This window comes from Jeotgalibacillus campisalis (genome assembly GCF_000829515.1).
Lineage (GTDB): Bacteria > Bacillota > Bacilli > Bacillales > Jeotgalibacillaceae > Jeotgalibacillus > Jeotgalibacillus campisalis.
The window spans coordinates 331832-354319 of the sequence record NZ_JXRR01000001.1; the positions used below are offsets into that span (position 1 = coordinate 331832).

General features: G+C 40.5%; 25 protein-coding genes and 3 riboswitches. Of the genes, 9 read left to right on the forward strand and 16 right to left on the reverse strand.

Translation table 11 applies throughout. The annotated features are described in order from the left end of the window. Positions 1–280 precede the first annotated feature (280 nt). The 4 genes from KR50_RS01500 to KR50_RS18380 all read right to left on the reverse strand — a co-directional run bounded on the left by KR50_RS01500 (position 281) and on the right by KR50_RS18380 (position 2684). Entirely contained in the window at positions 281–940 is a 660-nt protein-coding gene (locus KR50_RS01500; protein ID WP_052476658.1) for a CpsD/CapB family tyrosine-protein kinase, read from the reverse strand. Further along, the gene (locus KR50_RS01505; RefSeq protein WP_041053936.1) at positions 903–1634 is read right to left on the reverse strand and encodes a YveK family protein; all 732 of its coding nucleotides are present in this window, start codon (positions 1632–1634) and stop codon (positions 903–905) included. Before KR50_RS01505 ends, KR50_RS01500 begins: the two co-directional genes overlap by 38 nt. A gap of 163 nt (positions 1635–1797) precedes the next feature. Next, positions 1798–2457: a hypothetical protein gene (locus KR50_RS01510; protein WP_041053937.1), complete on the reverse strand. Its 660-nt coding sequence runs from the start codon at positions 2455–2457 to the stop codon at positions 1798–1800. 95 nt (positions 2458–2552) lie between these two features. Continuing rightward, positions 2553–2684 carry a paeninodin family lasso peptide gene (locus KR50_RS18380; protein WP_156969433.1) on the reverse strand — a complete coding sequence of 44 codons (132 nt, stop codon included), beginning with the start codon at positions 2682–2684 and terminating at the stop codon, positions 2553–2555. 262 nt (positions 2685–2946) lie between these two features. Between KR50_RS18380 and KR50_RS01515 the strand changes: the two genes are divergently transcribed. Continuing rightward, entirely contained in the window at positions 2947–3879 is a 933-nt protein-coding gene (locus tag KR50_RS01515; protein ID WP_041053940.1) for an aldo/keto reductase, read from the forward strand. A 247-nt stretch (positions 3880–4126) separates the two neighbouring features. On the opposite strand, the gene KR50_RS01520 is transcribed toward KR50_RS01515, so the two are convergent. From KR50_RS01520 to thiW, 6 genes are all read right to left on the reverse strand, one after another. After that, positions 4127–5617 (reverse strand): BCCT family transporter, encoded by a 1491-nt coding sequence (locus tag KR50_RS01520; RefSeq protein WP_041053942.1) that lies wholly within the window; start codon positions 5615–5617, stop codon positions 4127–4129. 190 nt (positions 5618–5807) lie between these two features. After that, a complete protein-coding gene (gene thiE / locus KR50_RS01525; protein WP_041053945.1) occupies positions 5808–6431 on the reverse strand; it encodes a thiamine phosphate synthase in 624 nt (207 codons plus the stop codon). Next, complete coding sequence (gene thiM, locus KR50_RS01530) at positions 6428–7204, reverse strand: hydroxyethylthiazole kinase (protein ID WP_041053948.1); 777 nt, start codon at positions 7202–7204, stop codon at positions 6428–6430. The genes thiE and thiM overlap by 4 nt, the downstream gene beginning before the upstream one ends. Continuing rightward, positions 7182–8006, reverse strand: coding sequence for a bifunctional hydroxymethylpyrimidine kinase/phosphomethylpyrimidine kinase (gene thiD / locus KR50_RS01535; RefSeq protein ID WP_041053951.1), 825 nt, complete (start codon positions 8004–8006; stop codon positions 7182–7184). Before thiD ends, thiM begins: the two co-directional genes overlap by 23 nt. Further along, positions 7999–8691 (reverse strand): thiaminase II, encoded by a 693-nt coding sequence (tenA, locus tag KR50_RS01540; RefSeq protein WP_041053952.1) that lies wholly within the window; start codon positions 8689–8691, stop codon positions 7999–8001. The genes thiD and tenA overlap by 8 nt, the downstream gene beginning before the upstream one ends. A 52-nt stretch (positions 8692–8743) precedes the next feature. After that, a riboswitch (TPP riboswitch) is annotated at positions 8744–8835 on the reverse strand. A 3-nt stretch (positions 8836–8838) separates the two neighbouring features. Beyond that, entirely contained in the window at positions 8839–9327 is a 489-nt protein-coding gene (gene thiW, locus KR50_RS01545; protein ID WP_041053955.1) for an energy coupling factor transporter S component ThiW, read from the reverse strand. A gap of 82 nt (positions 9328–9409) precedes the next feature. After that, positions 9410–9520, reverse strand: a riboswitch (TPP riboswitch). A gap of 228 nt (positions 9521–9748) precedes the next feature. Between thiW and KR50_RS01550 the strand changes: the two genes are divergently transcribed. Further along, the gene (locus KR50_RS01550) at positions 9749–10405 is read left to right on the forward strand and encodes a VC0807 family protein (protein WP_041053958.1); all 657 of its coding nucleotides are present in this window, start codon (positions 9749–9751) and stop codon (positions 10403–10405) included. A 20-nt stretch (positions 10406–10425) separates the two neighbouring features. Here KR50_RS01550 and KR50_RS01555 read toward each other — a convergent pair whose 3' ends face one another. The 3 genes from KR50_RS01555 to KR50_RS01565 are packed head-to-tail and all read right to left on the reverse strand — an operon-like array spanning position 10426 to position 13246. Next, a complete protein-coding gene (locus KR50_RS01555; RefSeq protein WP_041053960.1) occupies positions 10426–10644 on the reverse strand; it encodes a hypothetical protein in 219 nt (72 codons plus the stop codon). 44 nt (positions 10645–10688) lie between these two features. Beyond that, positions 10689–11447: an AAA family ATPase gene (locus KR50_RS01560; protein ID WP_041053962.1), complete on the reverse strand. Its 759-nt coding sequence runs from the start codon at positions 11445–11447 to the stop codon at positions 10689–10691. Positions 11448–11464: 17 nt separating this feature from the next. Then, positions 11465–13246: a S9 family peptidase gene (locus tag KR50_RS01565; RefSeq protein ID WP_041054464.1), complete on the reverse strand. Its 1782-nt coding sequence runs from the start codon at positions 13244–13246 to the stop codon at positions 11465–11467. A gap of 170 nt (positions 13247–13416) precedes the next feature. Beyond that, a riboswitch (FMN riboswitch) is annotated at positions 13417–13549 on the forward strand. A 240-nt stretch (positions 13550–13789) separates the two neighbouring features. Between KR50_RS01565 and KR50_RS01570 the strand changes: the two genes are divergently transcribed. The 3 genes from KR50_RS01570 (at position 13790) to KR50_RS01580 (ending at position 15990) form a co-directional block, all read left to right on the forward strand. Next, positions 13790–14362, forward strand: a complete 573-nt coding sequence (locus KR50_RS01570; protein ID WP_041053966.1) for an ECF transporter S component — start codon at positions 13790–13792, stop codon at positions 14360–14362. An 88-nt stretch (positions 14363–14450) separates the two neighbouring features. After that, positions 14451–15692, forward strand: coding sequence for a peptidase T (gene pepT, locus KR50_RS01575; RefSeq protein WP_041053969.1), 1242 nt, complete (start codon positions 14451–14453; stop codon positions 15690–15692). Between the two features lie 106 nt (positions 15693–15798). Further along, positions 15799–15990, forward strand: a complete 192-nt coding sequence (locus KR50_RS01580) for a hypothetical protein (protein ID WP_041053972.1) — start codon at positions 15799–15801, stop codon at positions 15988–15990. Positions 15991–16115: 125 nt separating this feature from the next. Here the strand turns inward: KR50_RS01580 and KR50_RS01585 are convergent, their stop codons facing one another. Together KR50_RS01585 and KR50_RS01590 are read right to left on the reverse strand one after the other, a co-directional pair. Beyond that, on the reverse strand, positions 16116–16721 hold the full coding sequence (locus KR50_RS01585) for a hypothetical protein (protein WP_041053974.1): 606 nt from the start codon (positions 16719–16721) through the stop codon (positions 16116–16118). A gap of 12 nt (positions 16722–16733) precedes the next feature. Beyond that, positions 16734–17918, reverse strand: coding sequence for a ParM/StbA family protein (locus tag KR50_RS01590; RefSeq protein ID WP_041053976.1), 1185 nt, complete (start codon positions 17916–17918; stop codon positions 16734–16736). Between the two features lie 439 nt (positions 17919–18357). Here KR50_RS01590 and KR50_RS18855 point away from each other — a divergent pair, with 439 nt between their 5' ends. From KR50_RS18855 to KR50_RS01605, 4 genes are all read left to right on the forward strand, one after another. Beyond that, positions 18358–18978, forward strand: coding sequence for a DMT family transporter (locus KR50_RS18855; RefSeq protein WP_084215451.1), 621 nt, complete (start codon positions 18358–18360; stop codon positions 18976–18978). Continuing rightward, positions 18872–19252, forward strand: coding sequence for a DMT family transporter (locus KR50_RS17895; RefSeq protein ID WP_084215452.1), 381 nt, complete (start codon positions 18872–18874; stop codon positions 19250–19252). Before KR50_RS18855 ends, KR50_RS17895 begins: the two co-directional genes overlap by 107 nt. A gap of 209 nt (positions 19253–19461) precedes the next feature. Beyond that, on the forward strand, positions 19462–20076 hold the full coding sequence (locus KR50_RS01600; protein WP_041053978.1) for a YIP1 family protein: 615 nt from the start codon (positions 19462–19464) through the stop codon (positions 20074–20076). A 307-nt stretch (positions 20077–20383) separates the two neighbouring features. Next, positions 20384–20872, forward strand: coding sequence for an STAS domain-containing protein (locus KR50_RS01605; RefSeq protein ID WP_041053980.1), 489 nt, complete (start codon positions 20384–20386; stop codon positions 20870–20872). Positions 20873–20930: 58 nt separating this feature from the next. On the opposite strand, the gene KR50_RS01610 is transcribed toward KR50_RS01605, so the two are convergent. Continuing rightward, a complete protein-coding gene (locus tag KR50_RS01610; protein WP_041053982.1) occupies positions 20931–22379 on the reverse strand; it encodes a DEAD/DEAH box helicase in 1449 nt (482 codons plus the stop codon). Positions 22380–22488: the final 109 nt, after the last annotated feature.

Sequence of the window (22488 nt, forward strand, 5' to 3'; positions counted from 1 at the left end):
CCTTTCAATAGACTGTCCACTTCTTTTAAGCCTGGATAAAAATAAAGTAATGATGTACAAGGTCCTCTCATAACCGCATACGTCATTACTTTATTAAAATATGGGCATTCAACCCACCCTCACCCCACACCAGCGACGACTCGCGTCTAAGGTCTTTCAACCCACGGCATGAACGAGTACCTCCATTGATAACAGTAAGGAGATATCACCACATTTACTATGTAGTTGCGAGAATACAATATTCTTAATAGAGAACGTCTTGATTAAAAAATAAGGTGCACTACTTATCATTGATAATGGCACCAATAATGTTTGAATGGGCTAGTTCCAATACTCTCAAGGCTTCTGAAGCTTTTTCCAGCTCTGTCTTGGCCCGTTTAAATAGCAGGATTACTCCATCGCAATAGTTAGCCAGTACTCTCGTTTCAGTGAACTCCAGCACACTTGGCGCGTCTACTAAAATCATGTCGTAGTCCTTGGAGGCGTTTTTCAGCAATTCCTGCATTAACTCAGAACCAATAATTTCAGCTGGATTGAAGGATATTGGCCCGCTTGTTAACACGTCCAGCTTTCCGATTTCTGTTCGGCTTACCGCTTCTTTCAGCGGCATCCGGTGCTTTAATATGTTTGTAATTCCCGTATTATTGGACAGTTTAAAAATGGTATGAAGTACTGGGCTTCTAAGATTCGCATCGATCAGCAGAATCTTTTCTTTTTGCTGAGCCATTGAAGCAGCGAGATTTGCAATGGTAATTGATTTTCCTTCACCTGAGCCGGGGGAGGCTATTAAGAAAACTTTTTTATCACTTGACTCGGTAATAAACCTTATATTGGTTCTAATCGTTCTAAACTGATCGGAAATAAAAGAATCCGGATACAAAAAGGTTACGAGGTTTCCTCTTTTAGCGGTCGCTGCCTGCTGCTTTTTGTTTAATATCAACGATCTCCCCCCCTGTCTTTGTGAAAGTAACCTGTTTTTTCTGAAGGAGCAATTTCTTTTTATTTAAATTCGGCACGCTGCCAATGACCGGTATTCCAAGCAGTTCTTCCACTTCTTTTTCTCTGCGGATCGTTCCATCGAGACTTTCGAGGAAAAAAGCGAGTCCTACTCCTGCAAGCAAACCGATAGCCGCTGCCATGACGACACTTCTGTTTTGTGATTCATTTACGGGTGCAGTATTAAGAGTAGCTTCAGATAGCAGCTGCACCTCTTTGAATGCCAAAATTGATCTGGCACTGCTTTTAAAGTTTTGAGCTGTAGCGTTGGCAATATTAGCAGCCTGGTGCGGATCAGTATCCGTTACAAGAATTTGAATGACCTGAGACTCATCAATTCTTGAAACACTGATTTTGCCGCTAAGACCCTGAGGCGACGTCTGGAGCTCAAGCTCTTCTATGACCTGAGCCATAATGATGGGATCTTTAATCATGACCATTAAGGTTTTCATGTACTCGCTGTCACTTGAGATGATTACGCGGGTCGAGCTTTGATACAAAGGAACATTATTGGATTGACTGTAGTAATAGCCGGCAGAAGTCGTTGCAAGTACAATCAAAACAATGATCCATAACCTTTTTTTTATTACATCCAAATACTCAAGAAGATTTATATCCCTTACCAGAGATTTACGCATACCGCCTTCCCCCACATAACTCACCTGCACTTTTGTCTAGTATATGAATCCTTTTTTTATTCTTAATAAAGAACACTCGTGGTAAATTTTTTTTGATTTCTTCAAGTTCATTTAATAGATTCAGTGTAGTTCTTTATAAAGAACATGTCAACAATTTTATTGCTTATTCTTTAATTTTTGCCAGATGGAATCGGAACATTTTCATGAGCTTTTTTCCGTTAAATACATTGAATGCAAGCTTCTTCTTAGGGGTGGGCTGAGGATCAGGAATTTGAGATAAAAGCCTGGATACAAGAGAAGTATTGTTTTTAATGTCTTCAATATAAATCATAACTGGCACTAGGGAAGTCGTCGGACCATCCAAAGGGTCACCCACTTGAACAGCCATGGGTCCCAGCAGAATTTTCAACATACGGTAAAGTTTTTTTTCGACAATCGCCACATAGTATTTTGGATTATGCTCTTTGACATGATGATCGAATATTTGAAAAAATAAAGAAAAATATCCAAGTCGGTGAAAGTCTTTATGCAAACAGAATTTATCAATTTCCCAAACCCTGTCCTGATTCTCTTTAATTTCAATTAGTTCAGAGAATTTGAATCGCCCCTCTACTGTACTGTTTACATTAATAGGATCATATGGAATAAATTCAATTGTACCGAGGATTGAATTTTTTTCTTTAATTTCTTTTGGACGAAGCAGCATGTAACGGATGCCGTTTTCAGCATAGGGATCATTGACCCATTTATACTTTCTGCAAAAGTATTCCCACGTTTCTTCAAATTGTTTTTGCTGCTTTTGCGTTTTCACTACCTGAAACATGCGCTCACCTTTTTCAAATAAAGTATGACAAAGACGTTTTTCACTCTTTAGAGTGTAAAAGTCTCTGTCATCTCTTGTAAAAATAATTTAAAAGATCAGCTGTCTAATACATCACCAGGGTTACCCGGCTCTTCACCAGGCGGGCAGTAAGGATCATGGTTCCACCCTTTCAACGTCTGAGATACAGTTAACACTTCTAGCACCGGCGCTTTCCATTCAGTTTTCATTTGTTCCCTCCATACTCATATTTTTTTGTTCCTAATATAGAACACCAGAGGTCAGGGTATCCGATAGATCATGCTGAATCTCTTTCGTTCTTTATAAAGAACACATCGAAATCGTATCATTTTCACCTTTCACTGTCAACAGATTACCTATTAAAATCAGCCTCTATTATCTGAATCAAATTAACTACTTAAATCAGATCATTTCCATCCCTTTCCTCCTTCTGGTACGATATGACAAACTTGAGAGGAGATGAATTTCCGCATGGTGAATCAAAGTAAATTAGGTAATTCAAATTTGATCGTTAATCCAATCGGACTTGGAACAAATGCAGTCGGTGGTCATAATATTTACCCGGATTTAAGTGATGAGACAGGAAAGGAAATAATACGAACAGCCATTAAGCACGGCATTAATTTTTTTGACACTGCTTTTATTTATGGACCTGAACGGTCTGAAGAATTGATCGGTGAGGTATTAAAAGAAGAAGGCCGCCGGGAAAGCGTGGTACTTGCTACGAAAGGCGCACATAAATTTGTCGATGACAAAATTGAGATCGACAATTCTCCCGCGTTTTTGACAGAGACTGTTGAGCGTTCGTTAAAACGTCTTCAGACGGATTATATTGATTTGTTTTATATTCACTTCCCTGACGAAGATACTCCTAAAGACGAAGCAGTAGGGGCTCTTAAAGATTTAAAAGATCAAGGCAAGATAAAGAGCATCGGTGTGTCCAATTTCACGCTTGACCAGTTAAAGGAAGCAAACAAAGACGGCTATGTTGATGTACTTCAATCGGAATACAATTTATTTAAAAGAGAAGCAGAAAAAGAGCTTCTCCCCTACACAACCCAGCATAACATTACATTCGTTCCTTACTTTCCTTTAGCAGCCGGACTTCTCGCCGGGAAATATACAAAAGATACAACCTTTGAGGACGGCCGAGCGAGCAACCCCATGTTTCAGGGAGATGAATTTCTCAGCAATTTAGAGAAGGTGGAACAGGTGCGTAAAATTGCAGACGCTAAAGGTGTTGAGGTCGCTCATCTTGTTCTGTCTTGGTACCTTACACGAAGTTCAATCAATGCCTTGATTCCGGGAGCTAAGACGCCAGAACAGGTTAAAAACAACTTAAAAACACTTGATGTCGAACTGACTCCACTTGAAATTGTTATGATTGATGAAATATTTCAATAAAATGACTGGTTCATTTCCGTTTCAGGCGGACGCTTACCCAATCGGCGAATACTTGAGCCCACTTGAGTCGTCTCCTTCAATTGCGATAAACCTACTTATTATAAAATCATATAAGAAAAGAAAATGACTTTGCACAATGCTAAAGTCATTTTCTTTTGTTTAAAATTAGGATGGTATAGAACAACCAGACAAATATCATTCTTGCAAAAAATTTCTTACGATAGTCTGGATATCATTTAGCCCAGCCTTACCTCTTTTTAGCAGCCGGATCTTTTCTGATGGTTTTGTAGAAAGATGCACCCATCAGAAGTATAACAACAGAGAAGGGAAGCGCCGCGATAATCAGGATGTTCTGCAATCCGTCTGTACCGCCAAAATAAACGACTATCGCTGCAACAGCTGATTGAACCAGACCCCAGGTGATTTTCACCGAATTAGAAGGGTTGATCGAGCCGTCGGTTGTCTGCATGCCCAGCACAAATGTCGCTGAATCAGCGGAAGTAATAAAGAAGATTGCGATAACAAAGATGGTAATAATCGACATTAGCGTTCCTAGAGGATATTGCTCCAGCATTCCAAAGGTTGCGGTTTCCAGTGAGAAATCAGAAATCGCTGTAATTCCTTTTTGCTCAAGATCTAGAGCTGATACACCGAAAACTGCAAAAAAGATAAAGCAAACAATAGATGGAACGAATAATACGCCAAGGATAAATTCCTTGATTGAGCGCCCCTTTGAAATTCTGGCAATGAAGATTCCTACAAACGGGGACCAGGAAATCCACCAAGCCCAGTAAAAAATCGTCCAGTTATTGATCCATGTACGATTATCCTGATTCAGCGGCTCTAAATGGAAGCTCATATCGAAGAAATTTGAAATATAGCCTCCCAGAGTGGTGGTAAACATATTAAAAATATACAGCGTTGGACCCACAATCGTCAGCATCGATAACAGAATAAAGGCCAGTCCCATATTAATATTACTGAGATACTTGATTCCTCTTCCGATCCCGGTCCAAGCTGAGCCGATAAATAAAAATGTAGCAACGGCGAGGACGATTAACTGAAAGGTGAACGTTTCAGGCGTTCCAAATAAATAAGATAAACCACCGTTGATTTGAGCTGAGCCAAATCCTAACGTTGAAGCTACTCCTACAATGGTTGCAAAAACAGCCAGCGTATCAATTAATTTACCAGGAAGACCTTCCATCGCTTTTTTACCAAAAAGCGGAATCAAGGTGGCACTGATTAATCCCTTAGAGCCTTTATGAAATTTAAAATACGCCAAAACCAGGGCTACGATTGCATACACTGCCCATGCATGAATCCCCCAATGAAAAAATGAGTACTGAAGTGCTTCTTGCACAGCTCGATCAGATCCAGCTTCTGCTCCAGGTGTGGCGATAAACGCATGGGAAATCGGTTCGGCAGTGGTCCAAAACACCAGCCCCATTCCCATTCCGGCACTGAACAGCATCGCAAACCAGGAAAGGAGTGAAAACTCCGGTTTCTCTCCTTGTTGGCCAAGTTGAATTTGACCAAATCGAGAAAAAGCAATATAAGCACAAAAAATAAGCATCAGCATGACGATTACAAGATAATACCAGCCGAAAATCTTTGATATTTCTCCAGTCAGGGTTCCAGTTAAACTCTCCAGCTGAGCAGGGGCGATGACTCCCCAGATAACCAGCCCTGCACAGATTGCCAGTGATATCCAAAATACAAGCGTTACATTTTTCACCAAAACACCTCTTTGTTGTTTTCTCACGTTATGTACTAGCATTTCCTCTTCCCTTATTTTCCTCCTGATAAACGCATTTCATACGAATTGATAGTCTTCCCACAATAAAAGCCCCATCTGCAGCGAAAACATTTGCTGAGAATGAGACTTTTATATAGCTTCTATCGTTTGGCAATATAGCATTATCCAGCTATAAACTTTTCACCACTTTTTTAATATTTTCACATGTTGTGATGGCAGATATCACAGCCACCCCCTGAGCGCCAGCTCGAAGGACAGCATCTGCATTCTCCGGATTTATGCCGCCGATTCCAACAATAGGAAGATCAATTTTTTGATCACGCAGCCTTTTAATCCACTCTATTCCTGCTACGGGCTTTGCATCCGCCTTTGAGGAAGTAGGAAACATCGGACCAGCTCCCAGATAATCTACACTTTTCAGATCGCTTCTCTTAACTTCCTCGTCATTTGAGACAGACAAACCGATCATTTTATCGGGATACTTCCTTCTCAGTTTATCTGCCGGCATATCATCCTGCCCCACATGAATTCCGTCAACGTCCAGCTGGTCGACTAGCTGAATATCGTCATTAATAAAAAATGGAACATGATGTTCTTTGCAAATTGCACGAAGCCTCAGCCCCAGCTGCAGTTTTTCTTCATCGCCCAAACAGCCGATCCCTTTTTCCCGAAATTGAAATGCTGTAATTCCTGCATCAATCGCTTCCAAAAGAATTTCTTCAGGAACTCTCTCACAGTTTTGACTTCCCATAATCAGATATTTACGTAGAATCCGGTTTATATCCCAATTCATCCTTCTCCTCCTTCCAGTTGTTCTGGTGAAAAGGACAAAGCATCTAAAAATACAGGAATAAACGTGCCGGTCCCCTTCACTCCGTTCTGCTTTTCGGTGTATTCAGCAGCCATTCCGTAAAAGGAAGCTGCTGCGAGCGTGCTGTCTATCGCTGAATGATTCGCAGTTAAACAGGCCGTTAAAATGGATCCTAATAAACATCCTGTTCCCGTGACACTGCTTAGAATGGCACTTCCTGTTTGATTGTAAACGAGCTCTTTCCCATTACTGATATAATCTGTTGCTCCAGTGACAAAGGCAATTGTTTTGTACTTCTCAGCAACTTTTCGAGCAATTTCGTCAGAATTACCGCTCCCAACGGAGTCCACCCCTTTTATTTCCCAGGGAATATCAACGAGCTGAGCCATTTCCCCGGCATTTCCTTTAATGACTGTCGGCGTTATTTCCTCCAGAATTTGTCGAATGGCTTCTTTTCTGAACGTCGTGGCTCCTACTCCAACAGGATCAAGTACAACAGGAATGCCTTTTTTATTTGCGGCTTTTCCCGCATCAATCATAGCTTCAAGATCATTTCTCATAATGGTGCCAATATTAATCAGCACTCCATCTGCATTAGATGCCATTTCCCCTGACTCTTCCACCGCTTTAGCCATAATCGGGACTCCCCCAAAAGACAGCAGGCCATTTGCAGTAAAATTCATCACCACCTGATTGGTTAAATGGTGAATGAGCGGTCTTTTATCTCTTACCTCATGAATGATCGTGGAAGTCATAGATACTTTCCTCCTTCCGGATCCCCCAATGATTAGTGGGTCCGTTGCCTTGTCCAAGTGAAAAAGAATGACGTATGGCTGCAGTAACAAATGTTTTTGATTTTTCAACAGCCTCAGGCAGTTCCATTCCTCTGCTCAGGAATGCCGTAATGGCTGCTGAATACGTACAGCCTGTTCCGTGGATATTTTTTGTCTCGATTCTCTCAGATGTATAGGTATACATGAATTCACCATCATACAAATAATCCACTGCCTGTCCTTCCATATGCCCTCCTTTAACCAGAGCAGCACCTGCACCAAGGGTATGAACAATCTTTCTGGCTGCATTTTTCATGTCTTCGTGCGAGCGAATTCGTTCTCCGACCATATCTTCTGCTTCAGAAATATTAGGTGTAACAAGAGCAGCCAACGGAACTAAGTGTTCACGCAAGAAGTCTCTTGCATTTTCATTAATCAAGGCGTCTCCACTTGTCGCGATCATGACTGGGTCCATTACATAAGGCACATGTATTTCCTTTATCCAATCCCTGATGATCTCCATCATGCCAATATCCGCGATCATGCCGGTTTTAAAAGCATGGACAGGCATATCGCTGCTGACTGCTTCAAGCTGCTGAGAGAGCATATCAAGCGGCAGATGGTGGACGCTTTTTACACCGGTCGTATTTTGGGCTACGACCGAGGTGATGACCGACATCCCATAGACCTGCAGCTCCTGAAATGTTTTCAGATCCGCCTGTATTCCTGCACCTCCGCTTGGATCCGTTCCTGCTATTGTAAGTGCACATGCCGGGTTATTCATGTACGGCCGCCTCCTTTTCAGTAATCCACTCTTCACACGTGAAAGCCATTTCCCAGAAAGCCCATTCCAATTGACAGCTTTTGCGGAAAGCTTCCTTCATTCGCTGCTTTTCCTGAACAGATGCTGATTCAGCAAGAGCATCGAGCCGTGTTTTCATTACAAGCACCACATCTTCCACCCGCTGCTCCGCGTAAAAAGTGATCCATGGATAAAACGGGTGATCCTCATTCGGACTGTATTGCCTGATTAATTCCCTGCCAATCTCAAAGTATGTCCATGGACAAGGAAGAAGTGCTGCAATTATTTCACCAAGCGTCCCAAGCTGAGCATGCGCCATCATATGCTTAATATAATGATCAGCAGTAGGAGGCAGTGGATATCCCTGCAGTTCTTCATAAGAGACGCCAATCACCTCGCAAAAATTATTATGCGGGTGAATTTCACTATGAAGCACAAAATCAATCTGTTTAGTAAAATAGGCAATATCTTCACGTGTAGAAGATTTTGAGATCGCAATCCCATAGATTTTCATAAAGGCATTTAAATATTCATAGTCCGCTTTAATATAATGTGCGAGTGCCTCCTCTGGCACATCGCCTTTTCCAATCCCCTGAACAAATGGATGGTTAAAAATAAGTGAAAAAATGTCTTCGTTTTCTTTTCTAAGCTCTTCTGTAAATGTCATGATTAGTGCCTCCTTTTTTTAAGGAAGCTGCCGGAATTCCAATTAGAGCCCTGAGCATATTCGGCTGCTTCCCTACGCTGGCATGATCCAGATCAGGTCCATCAGGGTATGATCTCAGCTTAACTAGCACCCCCAGCAGTTCCGTTTCTACTGTAATCTCATTAGTCTTTCCTGCTTAACTCTTGCTAGGACAAGCCATCCAAGTGCAGCTCCAGTTGCACTGCTGATGAGAAACGGAGGCACGAAAAACCATGCAGCAAACGTCGATCCCATAAGTACATTTGCAAAAGGAACCGCGAACCAGGCACCTATAAAGCCCGTGCCAATGACTTCCCCTGCTGCCGCCCACCCCTTGCTTCCAAACTTTTTGTAGAGGAGGCCGGCAAAAAGAGCACCAATCATTCCTCCTGGAAAAGCAAGAAGTGACCCTAATCCAAGCAGGTTTCTGACTAAGCCGATTAAAAAAGCAATGACTACTGCGGGAATAGGGCCCAGAATGATCGCAGCAATTACATTTACAGTGTGTTGGACCGGATAAGCCCGTGCAACACCAGCAGGAAACCAAATAAACTGTGCGCCTACTACGCCAATCGCCACAAACATGGCCATCACCGTCAGACGTTTTGTGTTGGTCATCTTCTCCCTCCAATCATTCAGCAGCACAAAAAAGCCAGATCCACAGTAGGACCTGACTTGAAGTAGTAGATGAATTGGACAATAGGTCGTCCGACTACTTCCCTACGCTGGTACTAACCAGATCAGGTCCATAAGAGTCGGAAAATACGTTTTCCTCTCAGCCCGCGATATTCGGGCCCCCCTAGTAGTGATTGAATCTATGCACTTATATGAGCTTAATTTATCATAACAAAAAATTAGAAAATTGGCAATAAAACCAAAGTCAGGCAGTTCTTTTAACTGTAAAAAGTTCCTTGAATATGAAATAGAAGGGTTTATACTTATGTAGTAGTAAATCTGTTTACGTTCCAAACGTTTGTCCGAACAAACAAACTTAAATCTAGAGCAGTTCCGGATTATAAAATAATAAGGAGAAGAGACGATGAAAAAGAATATCATTCTGCTTGACCTTTTATGCTACGCCGTCATTCCATTTCTTATTTGGAACCAGGGGCGTGACGCGCTCGGAGATTACTGGGCCATTATCCTTTCAACCGTTCCTGCAATCATTTACACCGTAATCCGTTTTTTTGTTGAAAGGCAATTTAATATTGCAGGGATCTTTATCGTTACATCCCTGCTGATCAGTACTACTGTGAACTTAATGTCAGAGAATGCTCTTTCAATGCTATGGAACCAGGTTTACCTAGGCTTTGCATTCGCCGGGCTTTACGTACTGTCCATTCTTTTCAGAAAACCACTTGCGCTGTATTTCATGGTTGATATCGCCTTTCTACAGGGATACCCGCGAAAGGGAAGCAAAGCGCTTTTTAACGAAGAAGGATTGTTTATCTGGTTTCAGCTTTTAACGGCTCTCTTTGTTATTCGAGGAATCGCACAGAATTCTTTGAAGGCATGGTTAGTCGATACACATGGTGCAGATGGGTACGGCCAGGTCATAATCTACATGAATGTTTCCGGATGGATTTTCAGCGCCTTGATTGCAGCGGGCTATTATTTCATCGGATCAAGGATCACCCGGCATATCGCAGAAAAAAACGAAGAGGAGATTTCTCCCCCCAATAGTGAAACAGTTTAGGCTGTTTAAGTACCGTGATATTATTTTTCAGATGAGCGATAGACAATGGCTGCCGCGATCCCAATCAACCCAGTCAGAATCGCCAGCGGCAAGGATCTAGCGATAAATTCTTCAGCAATATAATTGGTTTGATAGAGCATAAGGAATGAAAAAGCTGCCACGACAAACACGATCAAAATGGATCCTTTTATCGCTAAATTTAGTACGAATAATTTCTCCAGCTGCCTCAGATTGTCCACCCTGCTTTCGATTAATTGAAGGACGTATTATTCCGTAATCAAGTTCATTTAAATAAATGATGCAAGAGCCTTCCCTTGTCTTCAAAAAACTGTTTCATAATCGTATAGTGCTCTGTCTCCTCAAGCACCTGCTCCTTTAACCCTTCAGATGACAGCTGGTAAATGCAAGAATCCGGGTGAGCCATTAATAAGGGCGAGTGTGTGGCAATCACCAACTGAGATCCCTGCTCTACAAGCTCATTGATACGGCTTAGCATTGATAGTTGCCTCAATGGAGAAAGTGCGGCCTCGGGCTCATCAAGAATATATAGGCCCTCTCCCCGAAAACGATGCAAGAATGCGGCAAAGAACGATTCACCATGAGACTGTTCGTGAAGTGAAACCCCTCCAAAGCTATCAATAATTTTACCGCCAGCCATAGGCTCACGATCCATTTCCTCAATATTGGTCGCCACATTGTAAAAGGTTTCCGCCCGGAAAAAGAAGCTGTCCTGCGGCCTGATCACTCCTTTTCCTACCCGCAGATAGTCATGCAGCGGAGAGTGGGAGGCATAGCTCGAAAAATTAAAATTGAGCGAACCACCCTCTGCATTAAAACCAAGAGCTACTGCCAGCCCTTCAAGCAGCGTCGATTTCCCCATGCCGTTCTCACCTATGATATACGTTATATTAGGATGAAACTCGAGTGTATCAAGCAACCGCACCGCCGGAAGGCTGAATGGAAACTCCTCAAACGACGGAACCTCGTCTTTTTTTACATAAAGGTTTTTTAAAAATTGATCCTCTCTTGTTAATTTAGCCACCTTGATCCTCCCGGTACTTAAATAAATTGATCAAAAAACGTTAATACTCTACGGTACACTTTTATTTCATTTTCCTTTTTAGAAAAACCGTGTCCTTCATCATCAAGGACGAGATATTCCACTTCTCTGCCTTTATCTTTAAGTGCCTGAACAATTTGATCGGATTCCGCTTTTACTACACGGGGATCTTTTGCCCCCTGAATGACGAGCATCGGCTTGGTCATCTCTTCAAGGTATTGAATCGGTGAGTCCTCTGTTAATTTTTCTTTATCTTCAATAGGATCTCCCACCCATTGTTTCATCAGCGGCTTCCAGTGCTCAGGTACTGATTCAACAAAGCTGAATAAATTACAGGGTCCAAAAATGTCTACTACTGCTTTAAAATATTCAGGGTGTCTGCCGTGAAGTAAAAGAGCCATATAACCGCCATAGCTGCCTCCCATTAATAGAATACGGTCGCGATGAGCGATACCCTGTTCAATGAGATACTCAAGCCCTTGTATATTATCTAAACGCGGACCGTGACCCCAGTCTCCTTCAACCATTTTAGTAAAAGCAAGTCCATAACCTGTGGACCCTCTAAAGTTAGGAGCAAAAATACTGTAGCCTCGGTGAACCAGGAATTGAAACAGGGAACGGAATGTAGCCCGTTCAGCAGCCTGAGGTCCCCCGTGAGGCCAGAGAATAACGTGGCCATTGCTAACCTCTTCTTTTGCTCTAAAGAACTGAGCTTCTATTTGCAGGCCGTCATACGAAGGATAGGTGAGCACATCCGGCTCTATTAACTCTTCTTCTTTTACGCCCGGGACTCCATACTGAGTAAGTGATTGCCATCTGCCATCCTTACGCTGATAAAGATTCGAAGGGCGAGTAGCTGTTCTTGCATTCATATAAAGATTGCCTGCATCGGATATAGAGAACCCTTCAATCACACTTGCAGGAAAATCCACTTCTTTGATCGACTCATCTTCTAAAAGCACCTGAAACAGGTGATCGCGGACACCCTGTTCAGATACGATATAAAGAGACTGTGAGGATTTATCGTAGTGAATATCTGTAAAGTCCTGCTCTTGGATTTCAACTACCTTTGTAAATTGTTTCGTTAGCAAATTAAACTTAGCAAGATAAGAAAAATCAGCTTCATAATTGGTTATCATATAAAGTTCTGTGTCTGACACAAAAACAACTCCGGAAACAGTATGCTGCTTGTTAGTTTCAGGCGTCAACAGCACGTCTTCCCCTTCATACCTGGCCCATGCAAGTGTATAAGTATTGGCAAAATGCTTAGAATATGTAAAGTTTTTTTCATTGGGGCTATTTGATCCAAAATAAGTGGCACTGTCCGCTCCGTGAAGAATAATCTCCTCTTTCTCTGTTTCAAGATCATAGCAATAGGCTTTCAAGAAGGTCTTATCATCTTTATTAGATGTGTAATAAACTCTTTTTCCATCATCAGAGAGATTGAGCATCATATGTTGAGCTCCTTCATGTGTACGGATCGGCATTAGGTCACCGCCTGCAGGGTGCAGAGCATAAACTTGTCCATTTTCATCTCCGTCCTGATCAATTACGGCCAAAAGATAATGGCCTTTTTTATCATATTTAATTTCAAAACAACTTTGGTTATGAAAGCTTAAAGGATATGGAAATGTATTTGGCAGATCCATTGCCCACAAATTATATTTCCCATTTAAATTTGTGCTGAAAACAAGCTGAGATTCGTCCGGATTTACTGCAAAGGATTGAATCCCAAACGTCTGAAAGAAATTCTCTACATCAGGCTTCGGAAAAGATATCATCATTTATTTGTCCCCCTAAAATTAATTTCGCTCTCCTAATTAAGTTCTCTATTTTCGATAAAAACCCTTCTTCTTTAAAGACTTTCTTTTAAAGCAGTGAGTGCAGACTAAACAAATAGATTGAACTTTTCCCCTTGTCACTGTATAAATAAAGAGAAAATAAATTATCGTTCCATCTTCAGGGCAGGGTGAAATTCCCGACCGGCGGTAAAAGTAGATTGAGCCCGCGAGCGAGTAGAGTTTACTTGCTGACTCCGTGAGAACCGGAGGCCGACAGTACAGTCTGGATGGGAGAAGATGGAGGCATATTGGCGGGGGTTTATTCACGGAAGTAACCCTCTGTTTCGTGCTGACTTCTCCCCTTCTATCTTTATTTGGAAGGGGAGTTTGTATATGGCGTATGTTTAGTGACAAGTTCTCATAAACTAATTAATCAGATGCCCGGCATTTCAAACAAAACACAGATCACTATTCCAGTAAATAGAGCCTCTTGCCATGAGCTAAAACTTCTTAGAGTGGAACGAAAGAATAGGAGATATTCGAATGAAAAACACTCAGATGTTAGTGAAGTTATCGATGTTTAGTTCCATTGCTTTTATTTTAATGCTGTTGAATTTCCCCCTTCCGTTTCTGCCGGATTACTTGAAAATTGACTTTAGTGATGTGCCTGCTTTATTAGCAGCCATCTTATTTTCTCCTATGGCAGGGGTAATCGTGGAGGCGCTGAAAAATATTTTATACTATCTGTTCAGGGGAAACGGCATTCCTATAGGAGAGCTGTCAAATTTTATTGCCGGCTGTGCGTTTATTCTCCCTGTCGCCTATTTTTATCATAAAAGAAAATCGAAAAATGCTTTAGCCAAAGGATTAATTACCGGTACGATCACCATGGCTCTGCTGCTTGTCGTTTTAAACTATTTCTTAATTCTTCCTGCATATGCCTGGTTCTTCGGGATGGATTACATGCTTGATCCAGCTGTAAAATGGTACACTGCAATAGCATTCATTCTCCCATTTAATGTAATTAAAGGTCTATTTATTACCGCGCTTTTTTTACCCCTTTTTATCAAACTTAAACCCTGGATCCAGCAGAATCAGGTCCAGCCGAGATTATAAAATGAGGTGTGAGCTCCTTCCAATGAAAATGTGAGGAGACTCGCACCTTTAAATGTTATACTTGAGAAAAATACAGGAGGTTACATTTATGAAAAAGGATTTAATTCGCCGTTTGACTACATATGCAAAATTAGATACACAATCAGACCCTACTGAAGCATCTACTCCTTCAACTGCCAAGCAGTGGGATTTGCTTCATCTCCTGTCTGAAGAATTAAAAGAAATCGGCATGCAAGAAGTTTCCATAGACGAAAATGGCTACTTAATGGCTACACTCCCATCCAATACAGAAAAGCCGGTTCCTACAATTGGATTCCTCGCTCACGTGGATACAGCAACTGATTTTACCGGCAAAAATGTTCAGCCTCAGCTTGTCGAGCAGTATGACGGCACAGATATCTTGTTAAATGAAAAATTAAATATCGTTCTTTCCTTAAGAGAATTTCCGGAACTGTCAAACTATATTGGACATACCCTGATTACGACAGATGGCACCACTTTACTTGGCGCTGACAACAAAGCGGGAATCAGTGAAATTATGACGGCCATGCAGTATTTAATTCAGCATCCTGAAATCAAACACGGAAAAATACGCGTAGCTTTTACACCGGATGAAGAAATTGGCCGCGGGCCGCATAAGTTTGATGTGGAAGCTTTCGGTGCGAAGTATGCTTATACAGTTGACGGAGGGCCACTTGGGGAACTTCAATTTGAAAGCTTTAATGCAGCAGGAGCGCGTGTAGTGATCAATGGAACGAATGTGCATCCCGGGACTGCAAAAAATAAAATGGTCAATTCCATCAAAATAGCGATGGAATTAAACAGAATGCTGCCACTTGATGAGGCGCCTGAGTTTACATCCGGTTATGAAGGATTTTTTCATCTAATGAATCTGGATGGAAATGTTGAAAAGACGACATTGGATTATATTATCCGTGACCACGATCGCGAAAAATTTAATGATCGCAAGAAATTGCTGAATCGTGTAGTAAATGAAGTGAATGCTAAGCACGGACAAGGGACGGTTACACTAGAAATTGAAGATCAGTATTTCAATATGGGTGAAAAAATAGAACCTGTTCGACACATTGTCGATATTGCACAAAAAGCGATGAGCCGCTTGGATATTCCAGCAATTATCGAGCCAATTAGAGGAGGCACGGATGGATCTCAACTCTCCTATATGGGTCTTCCAACTCCTAATATTTTCACAGGAGGCGAAAACTTCCACGGTAAGTATGAATATATTTCAGTGGACAATATGGAAAAAGCAACACAAACTATTGTTGAAATTGTAAAATTGTTTGAAACTGAGGGCAATGAAGAATAGTCAGCAGGGACATTTTTTTAGCGGATAATTAATAGGTATTGGTAAAAGGGCGCTTTAACAGGCCCTTTTTGATTGTTACTTGCACGATAACGGAGGTGTTTACATAATGAATCTACGCAAACTTGATTTGGTTTTCAGTGTGATCTTACTTTTAAATGCAATTCGAATTTTCTACATTATCGTGACAGCAGATGATCCTCAGCCAGTAGATTACTTAGTACTATTTTTCTCCACTTTAGGTGCAGTGATCTTATTTATGAATAGCAGAAGAAATAAGGAAAAAAAGGAAAATGAGTAAGATATAAATACATATTATTGGATTTATTGGTAATATATAAAAATAAAAAGGCGTATATTTTGTTAATATATGCCTTTTTATCTATTTAGTGAATTCTATTTTTACTTTTATAAACTTATACATCGTTACTTATTCATTCGATCTAAAAATCCTCCGAGAAGATCATCGATATTCTCCTCTTTTTCTTCAACAGGTTCCTGTTTGTCTTCAAGAGCTTGTTCTTTAGCCTCATCCCAATCAAAGTCCATCAAATCGTCTTCTGATGCACTTCTTAAAGCTGCATCTTCCCGTGATTTTTCCTCAGCTGGAGTCTCGTAAACTTTTCTTTGTGTGCGTTCATTCCTGGTCGATTCCTGGAGATAGAGCGCTTCATCAATGTCTAATGATGTACTATTCATAGAAGCCAGGATTGCTGTTGCACGTACAGGGTCTAAAAGAAGCTGATAGATTATATTACCCAGCAGGGCCTCCGAATGCGAATGGCGGATCCAAGAGCGTTGTTCCTTGCTCAAAGCCTTTGGAAGGGGAACAGAGACCGTTTCACGTTCCTTGGACTGGTGATGACCACCCACACCTTCCAGCACGAATTCTGCAATTTTACTCGAGAAATTTCTACGCTCTGTTTCTTTGATTTTCTGCAGTTCTCTTATTAGGTGATCCGGGGTGTCGGAGGGCAGGCGAAAAGTAATGGCCTGTCCTCTTTTAATCCCTTCAGAAGATGAGTTACTCATAGGGAAGCCCTATTATTTAACAGCTGCTTTTTTCTCTTTTGGTTCTTGCGCAGCTGCTTTATTATTTTTTCGATCAAAGTCAGAGATCAATTTGTAGTAAGCATTGGCCATCATCCAGATACTCTCTTTTTCGTCCTCGAAGAATTCGATATTATAGCCATCCAGGTTATTGTTTAAAGTTTTAATATACTCTTTTAAAACCATTGCTCCGCCGCCGACGAAGTAGCAAATTTCTGTTTGTGAATTTTTCTTCCAAACATTGCGAAGGTGACGGTATTCTTTTTTTGCTAAGTCCAGCAAAATGCGGTCTGTAATATCATGAACGCTTGTCCGGCTGCCTTTAACCATGATATGATTCCGGTCATTTTTCTTTGTGATGATATCAACTACATCACTACGCGTATCAAGCTCCACACCATGCTTCGTACGGATTTCCTCACGGATTGCCTCAAGAGACTCAGAAACACCTAAATTAAAGCCCTGAGCCTTATCATCATCAACATTGCGGTTTCTTATTACCGCGATATCTGTAGATAGTCCTCCAATATCCTGAATCAGGATTTGTTTGTCGATTAAATCACGGTTTGTAATGTTCCCGTGGTTATCCATCACAAGATTTATAAAAGCGGCAAAGCCTTCAGGGTACACTTTTACTTCTTCGAACTTAATATTTACTTTCTGGCCTTGGAATTTAGGTGTTACTAAAAATTCCACCTGGTGAACCGATCCAAGCAGCTGTGAACGGAAACCAACATCCTTGCCTTCTTTTACCTCTCTTAGAGGAAGGCCGGTGCCAAGCGTGTACGTAGCATCTACTACATTATTATTCTTTTTAAATTGAGCAGGGTTATTAGGTCTAACTGCATCAAGTGCCAGTGTTGCAAAAAGCATAACCAGTGATTGATCTTCTTCTGATTTGCTGCTGCCTGGATCTAATTCCATTGCGTTATCGCTTTTTGTTGCAAGATTTCCTACACGGTAAATTGCGTTATTATCCTTGAGGGCAGGAGAGTGGACGCGGATATGAATACCATCTACCGGGTTTTTCTCGTTTAAGTCTTCAATTCCTATAACCGGACGATCCTCTCGGTCTCTTGCTATTACATTTGGAATGTTTAACTCATAATCAGTCTTTCCAAATAGTGCCTTTACAGAATCATTCCCTACATCAATTGCAGCAATTCTTGAACTACTCATCGAATCATTCCTCTCATTTAATACATTTAATGGTTTTGTGTGTTTCTTTTACCACTACAGTTAAGATTATAGAAAATAACCATTCTCGTCAATCATTCATTAGTAGCATTCTTTCGAAGCTGTTGTATACAATTATGTGTACTTGGATACAAAACTGTACACATCCCTTCATATCAACATGTATACATATTTGTTTACATGCTTACTATATTGTACACTATTTGTTTACAAAAACGTTTACTTGTATACCATATTGTATACAAGTATAATCTGCTCCAAATTACCCCCGATTTCCTCCCTGTTTTCCTGTGAAACTCCCTATTATTCTACTAAAAATAATGACAATATATGTAGAATCACTAGGAAACAGAAAACTAGTCATCTATAGTAATAACTAGTAATCAAGAGGATTATTTAAATATGGAAAGGAAGGGGAAACATGAAAAGACAATACGTATTTTTATTTTTATGTCTGGCTCCCCTATTCTGGGCAGGGAATTATGTACTTGGAGAATATGTTGTAAAAGAAACCACACCGCTCTCAATGACCTTTGTACGGTGGAGCATTGCGCTTGTCATTCTAATACCCTTATCCCAGTGGATTGAGAAACCTGATTGGAAAAGTGTATTAAAATTATGGAAATTACACACTTTAATGGCGTTTTTAGGTATACTCGGTTACAACTTTTTACTGTATGAGGCTCTTCGTTGGACTACGCCAGTAAATGCATCCCTGGTAAACTCTATCAGTCCAGTATTAATTGTCGTTCTATCTTCATTTTTTCTTAGGGAGCGATTATCAAAGTATAATGTTTACGGGCTTCTGATGTCCTTCAGCGGAGTTATGCTTGTCTTATCAAAAGGGGATTTATCTCAATTCTTATCGATACAATTCAACAATGGGGATCTGATTATGCTTGCAGCGGTCCTTCTGTGGTCTTTTTTACTCTATAATGGGCAGAGTAAGTACCGGCATCCCTCCTATCGCTTCTACAACCGTTTCTGTTGCAATAGGCATTGTCATTATAACGCCTGCCGTGCTCTACTTCGGGCTTCCTGAAGCATTGAGTACTCCTGGTAAACTCGGTTTGCTTTATATGGGGCTATTTCCGAGTGTGGGAGCGTTTGTATTTTGGAATATTTCACTGCGATATGTTGACGCATCACGTGTAGGAATATTCCTCTACCTCATTCCTGTATTCACGGCAATCATTAGTCTGGCATTAGGTAAGACCATCACGTGGGTTCAAATTGCAGGAGGGGTTATGGTTTTTATTGGTGTTTACTTGAACAATAAGCGTATAAAAAATAAAAAGGCAACTAATCTTTTGTAAGTTATATTTTTACATATAATAATTATAATAGTATACATTTTTGAATTTATTACTATATGATATATTTATATTTTAATTTTTTAACAAATATTTGTATTAACGGGGGTTTAGTCTTCTTTATTTTACCTTAGAAATGTTTATCCCCTTTTGTTTATGGAAATTTAAAACTGTAAAGTTTAATCTATCCATTAAATTGAAGGGGTGGAGCAATGAAATTAAATCCGTTTTTATCCGTCTGGACAAAACCGAAGGAAACCGTACGACAGGTCTCAAGCTTAAAATCTTTTTGGTTTGTTTTAATCGTCACAGGAATCGCAGGCATTGGTTCAGGGTTAACCAATTTACAGGGCAAAAGCATCGTTAACGATCTTTCCATTCTTATGATTGTCCTTTTCTCCATTTGTATAGGACTGCTCATGGGAATAGCAAGAGCCTTCGTAACATCGTTATTTTTCACTTACATTGGGAAACTTTTTGGAGGGAAAAGCAGCGTTAAAGAAATGTTTAAAGGAATGGGGGCGATGTTTATACCACGTATGCTCCAATCACTTATCCTGTTAACATCTGTTTTAATTGCAGGAAAGCAATTTTTTACTGATACGAATGCTGAGCTGGAATCCACGTTCTATATAAGCATCGTTATATCGTTGTTTGTTATTAATGCCATCGCATCTATTTTTACCGTTGTAATTATGAGCAAAGGGATCGGTGTACTCCATCAGTTCTCTTCATGGAAGGGCTTAGCGATTGTAATCATTACGGGGATCATTAATTTCCTCTTGTCTCTAGTCATTGGGTTCAGCAGTCTCTTTCTATTTCAATAATAAGTTATTCACGGTTACTATTTAAAGATACATAGCATGTTTATGTCCTTTTTCACAAATGCATACACTCTCATAATTAACTTTCATTAAAAAAACCCTTTAAAGCTTTCTTGTGCTGGGAATCGGTTCATCCATTACTTTTATTTACCAGGGACTGATCACTTCCTTTATGCCAACTTTAGTAACAAATTAACTGTGAAAGTGTGGTAAAATGAGGTGAATGCTTCCATACGCCAAGGATCAAATGTAGGATAATAGTAGTGTGTGAAAATATTTGTTTAACATGATAAAAGGGGAAATGTATACTGTGAACGATATAGAGAAACTGACACACGAAAACCTGGTACTCACTAAAAAGGTTCAAGAGCTTGAATCAACGATTGAAGACCTTTCTGCACCGATTATTTCTTCTATCATACCTGATACCATCCTAGTTCCGCTGCTTGGCCAGCTTTCTGACTACCGTTTCAACCATATTCAGTCAAAAATTTTGCAGGGGTGTGTAAATCGACAGATCGAACACGCGGTTATTGATTTTACGGGGTTAACGTACGAAGATCTAGACGAGAATGGATTTGAACTTCTAAGCAGACAGATTGATGACTTAACTGGGGCGCTTCAATTGATGGGCATTGAGACCCTATATGTTGGATTCTCTCCTATCTTGATTCAGCGAATGGTGGAATATGGACAGATTAACCTTGCCACAATTCACGCATTTTCTACATTTAGAACCGCCTTGCAATACTTGATGGATAAAAAAGGGCTTGTCTTTGAGAAAAAAGAACTAGTCTAAATAAATAGACTGAGTGCGGCACTATGCCCCGCTCAGTCTATTTATTAAAAGACTACAATCACTTTTCTCTTGCAAGGTGAACCTTCAACTGTTTACCCTTTACCGTGGTGTTCTTCATCTTCTGAAGTACCAGAGGACCTTTACCATTCAATATTTCCACATACGTGACATTTTCCTGAATGGTTATAATCCCAATATCCTGTGCATGTATTCCGTCTAATTTCGCGATGGTTCCGACAAAATCCACTGCCCTTAGCTTCTTTTTTTTGCCTCCATTAAAATACAACTTCATAATGTCTTCGCTGACTCGTTCTTTTTTATTTGTTTTTGCTTCAGGTAAAATGTCCATCTTATTTTCAAAATCACTTTTCTTTAAAGCGATCTCTTCTTCTAATGGCGGTGTTTTTTCGATTAGTTTGAATCCAATGAACGTTTCCAATTCTGCTAAATAATGTTCCTGCTTTGGCGTTACAAATGTAATTGCATTTCCGGATTTCCCCGCACGGCCTGTTCGCCCTATTCGGTGAACGTAACTTTCATTTTTTGAAGGAAAATCATAATTTACGACGAGAGAAACGTTTTCAATATCAATGCCCCTTGCTGCAACATCTGTAGCAATCAGGTAGCGAAAATCTCCCCGTTTAAAGTCGTTCATTACAGCAAAACGATCCTCTTGAATCATACCTCCGTGAAGCTTATCGCAAGTATAGCCTGTTCGGTCCAGCTCTTCAACCAACTCATCTACCCGATCCTTTGTACTGCAAAAAATAATGCATGTATCCGGGTTTTCTATTACTGTAATGGCTTTTAATAAGCCCAGTTTACCTGCAGAATCTATCCTGTACATAGAATGACTAATATGTGAATCGATTGAATGTGAAGAATCTATTTCTATTTTTTCAGGGTTGTTCATATATAAATCGCTTAATTTAGTAATTTCTTCAGGCAGAGTCGCTGAAAAGAGCATAGTCGTCCGCTGAGAAGGAAGTTCTTTAATGATTGCCTCTACCTGGTCAATAAAACCCATGCTCAGCATTTCATCTGCTTCATCGATAATCAAGTAGTCGATTTTATCAATTGCGATTGTCCCTTTTTGAATATGGTCAAGTACACGTCCGGGCGTACCTGCTACTATATGGTTTTTTTGTTTAAGTTCCGTTTTTTGGTGAGCGAAAGGCTGCTTTCCGTAGATGGCTATAGCTTTTATTCTTTTAAAACGGCCTATAGCTGTAATATCTTCTTTAATTTGATCAGCAAGCTCACGCGTTGGGGTTAAGATCAGCGCCTGAGGTTTATTTTCTTCCCATTCAGCCAGCTCGCACAATGGTATGCCAAATGCAGCTGTTTTGCCGCTGCCAGTCTTCGATTTTACGATTGCATCTTTTTTATCAAGAACAACCGGTATCACTTTTTGCTGAACAGCTGTAGGCTGCTTGTATTCTAAAAGGTCTAAAGCACTCAGGATGTCCTGGCTTACTGCAAAATCATTAAAATTTATCTCTGTCATAATTGACTCCTTTTATTAAACAATCTCTTAAATCATCTGTTTCATTGTATTATACCAGTTTTCAAACACAATCATTCCGGCAGAACAAAACTTGACGAAACGGGTTGCA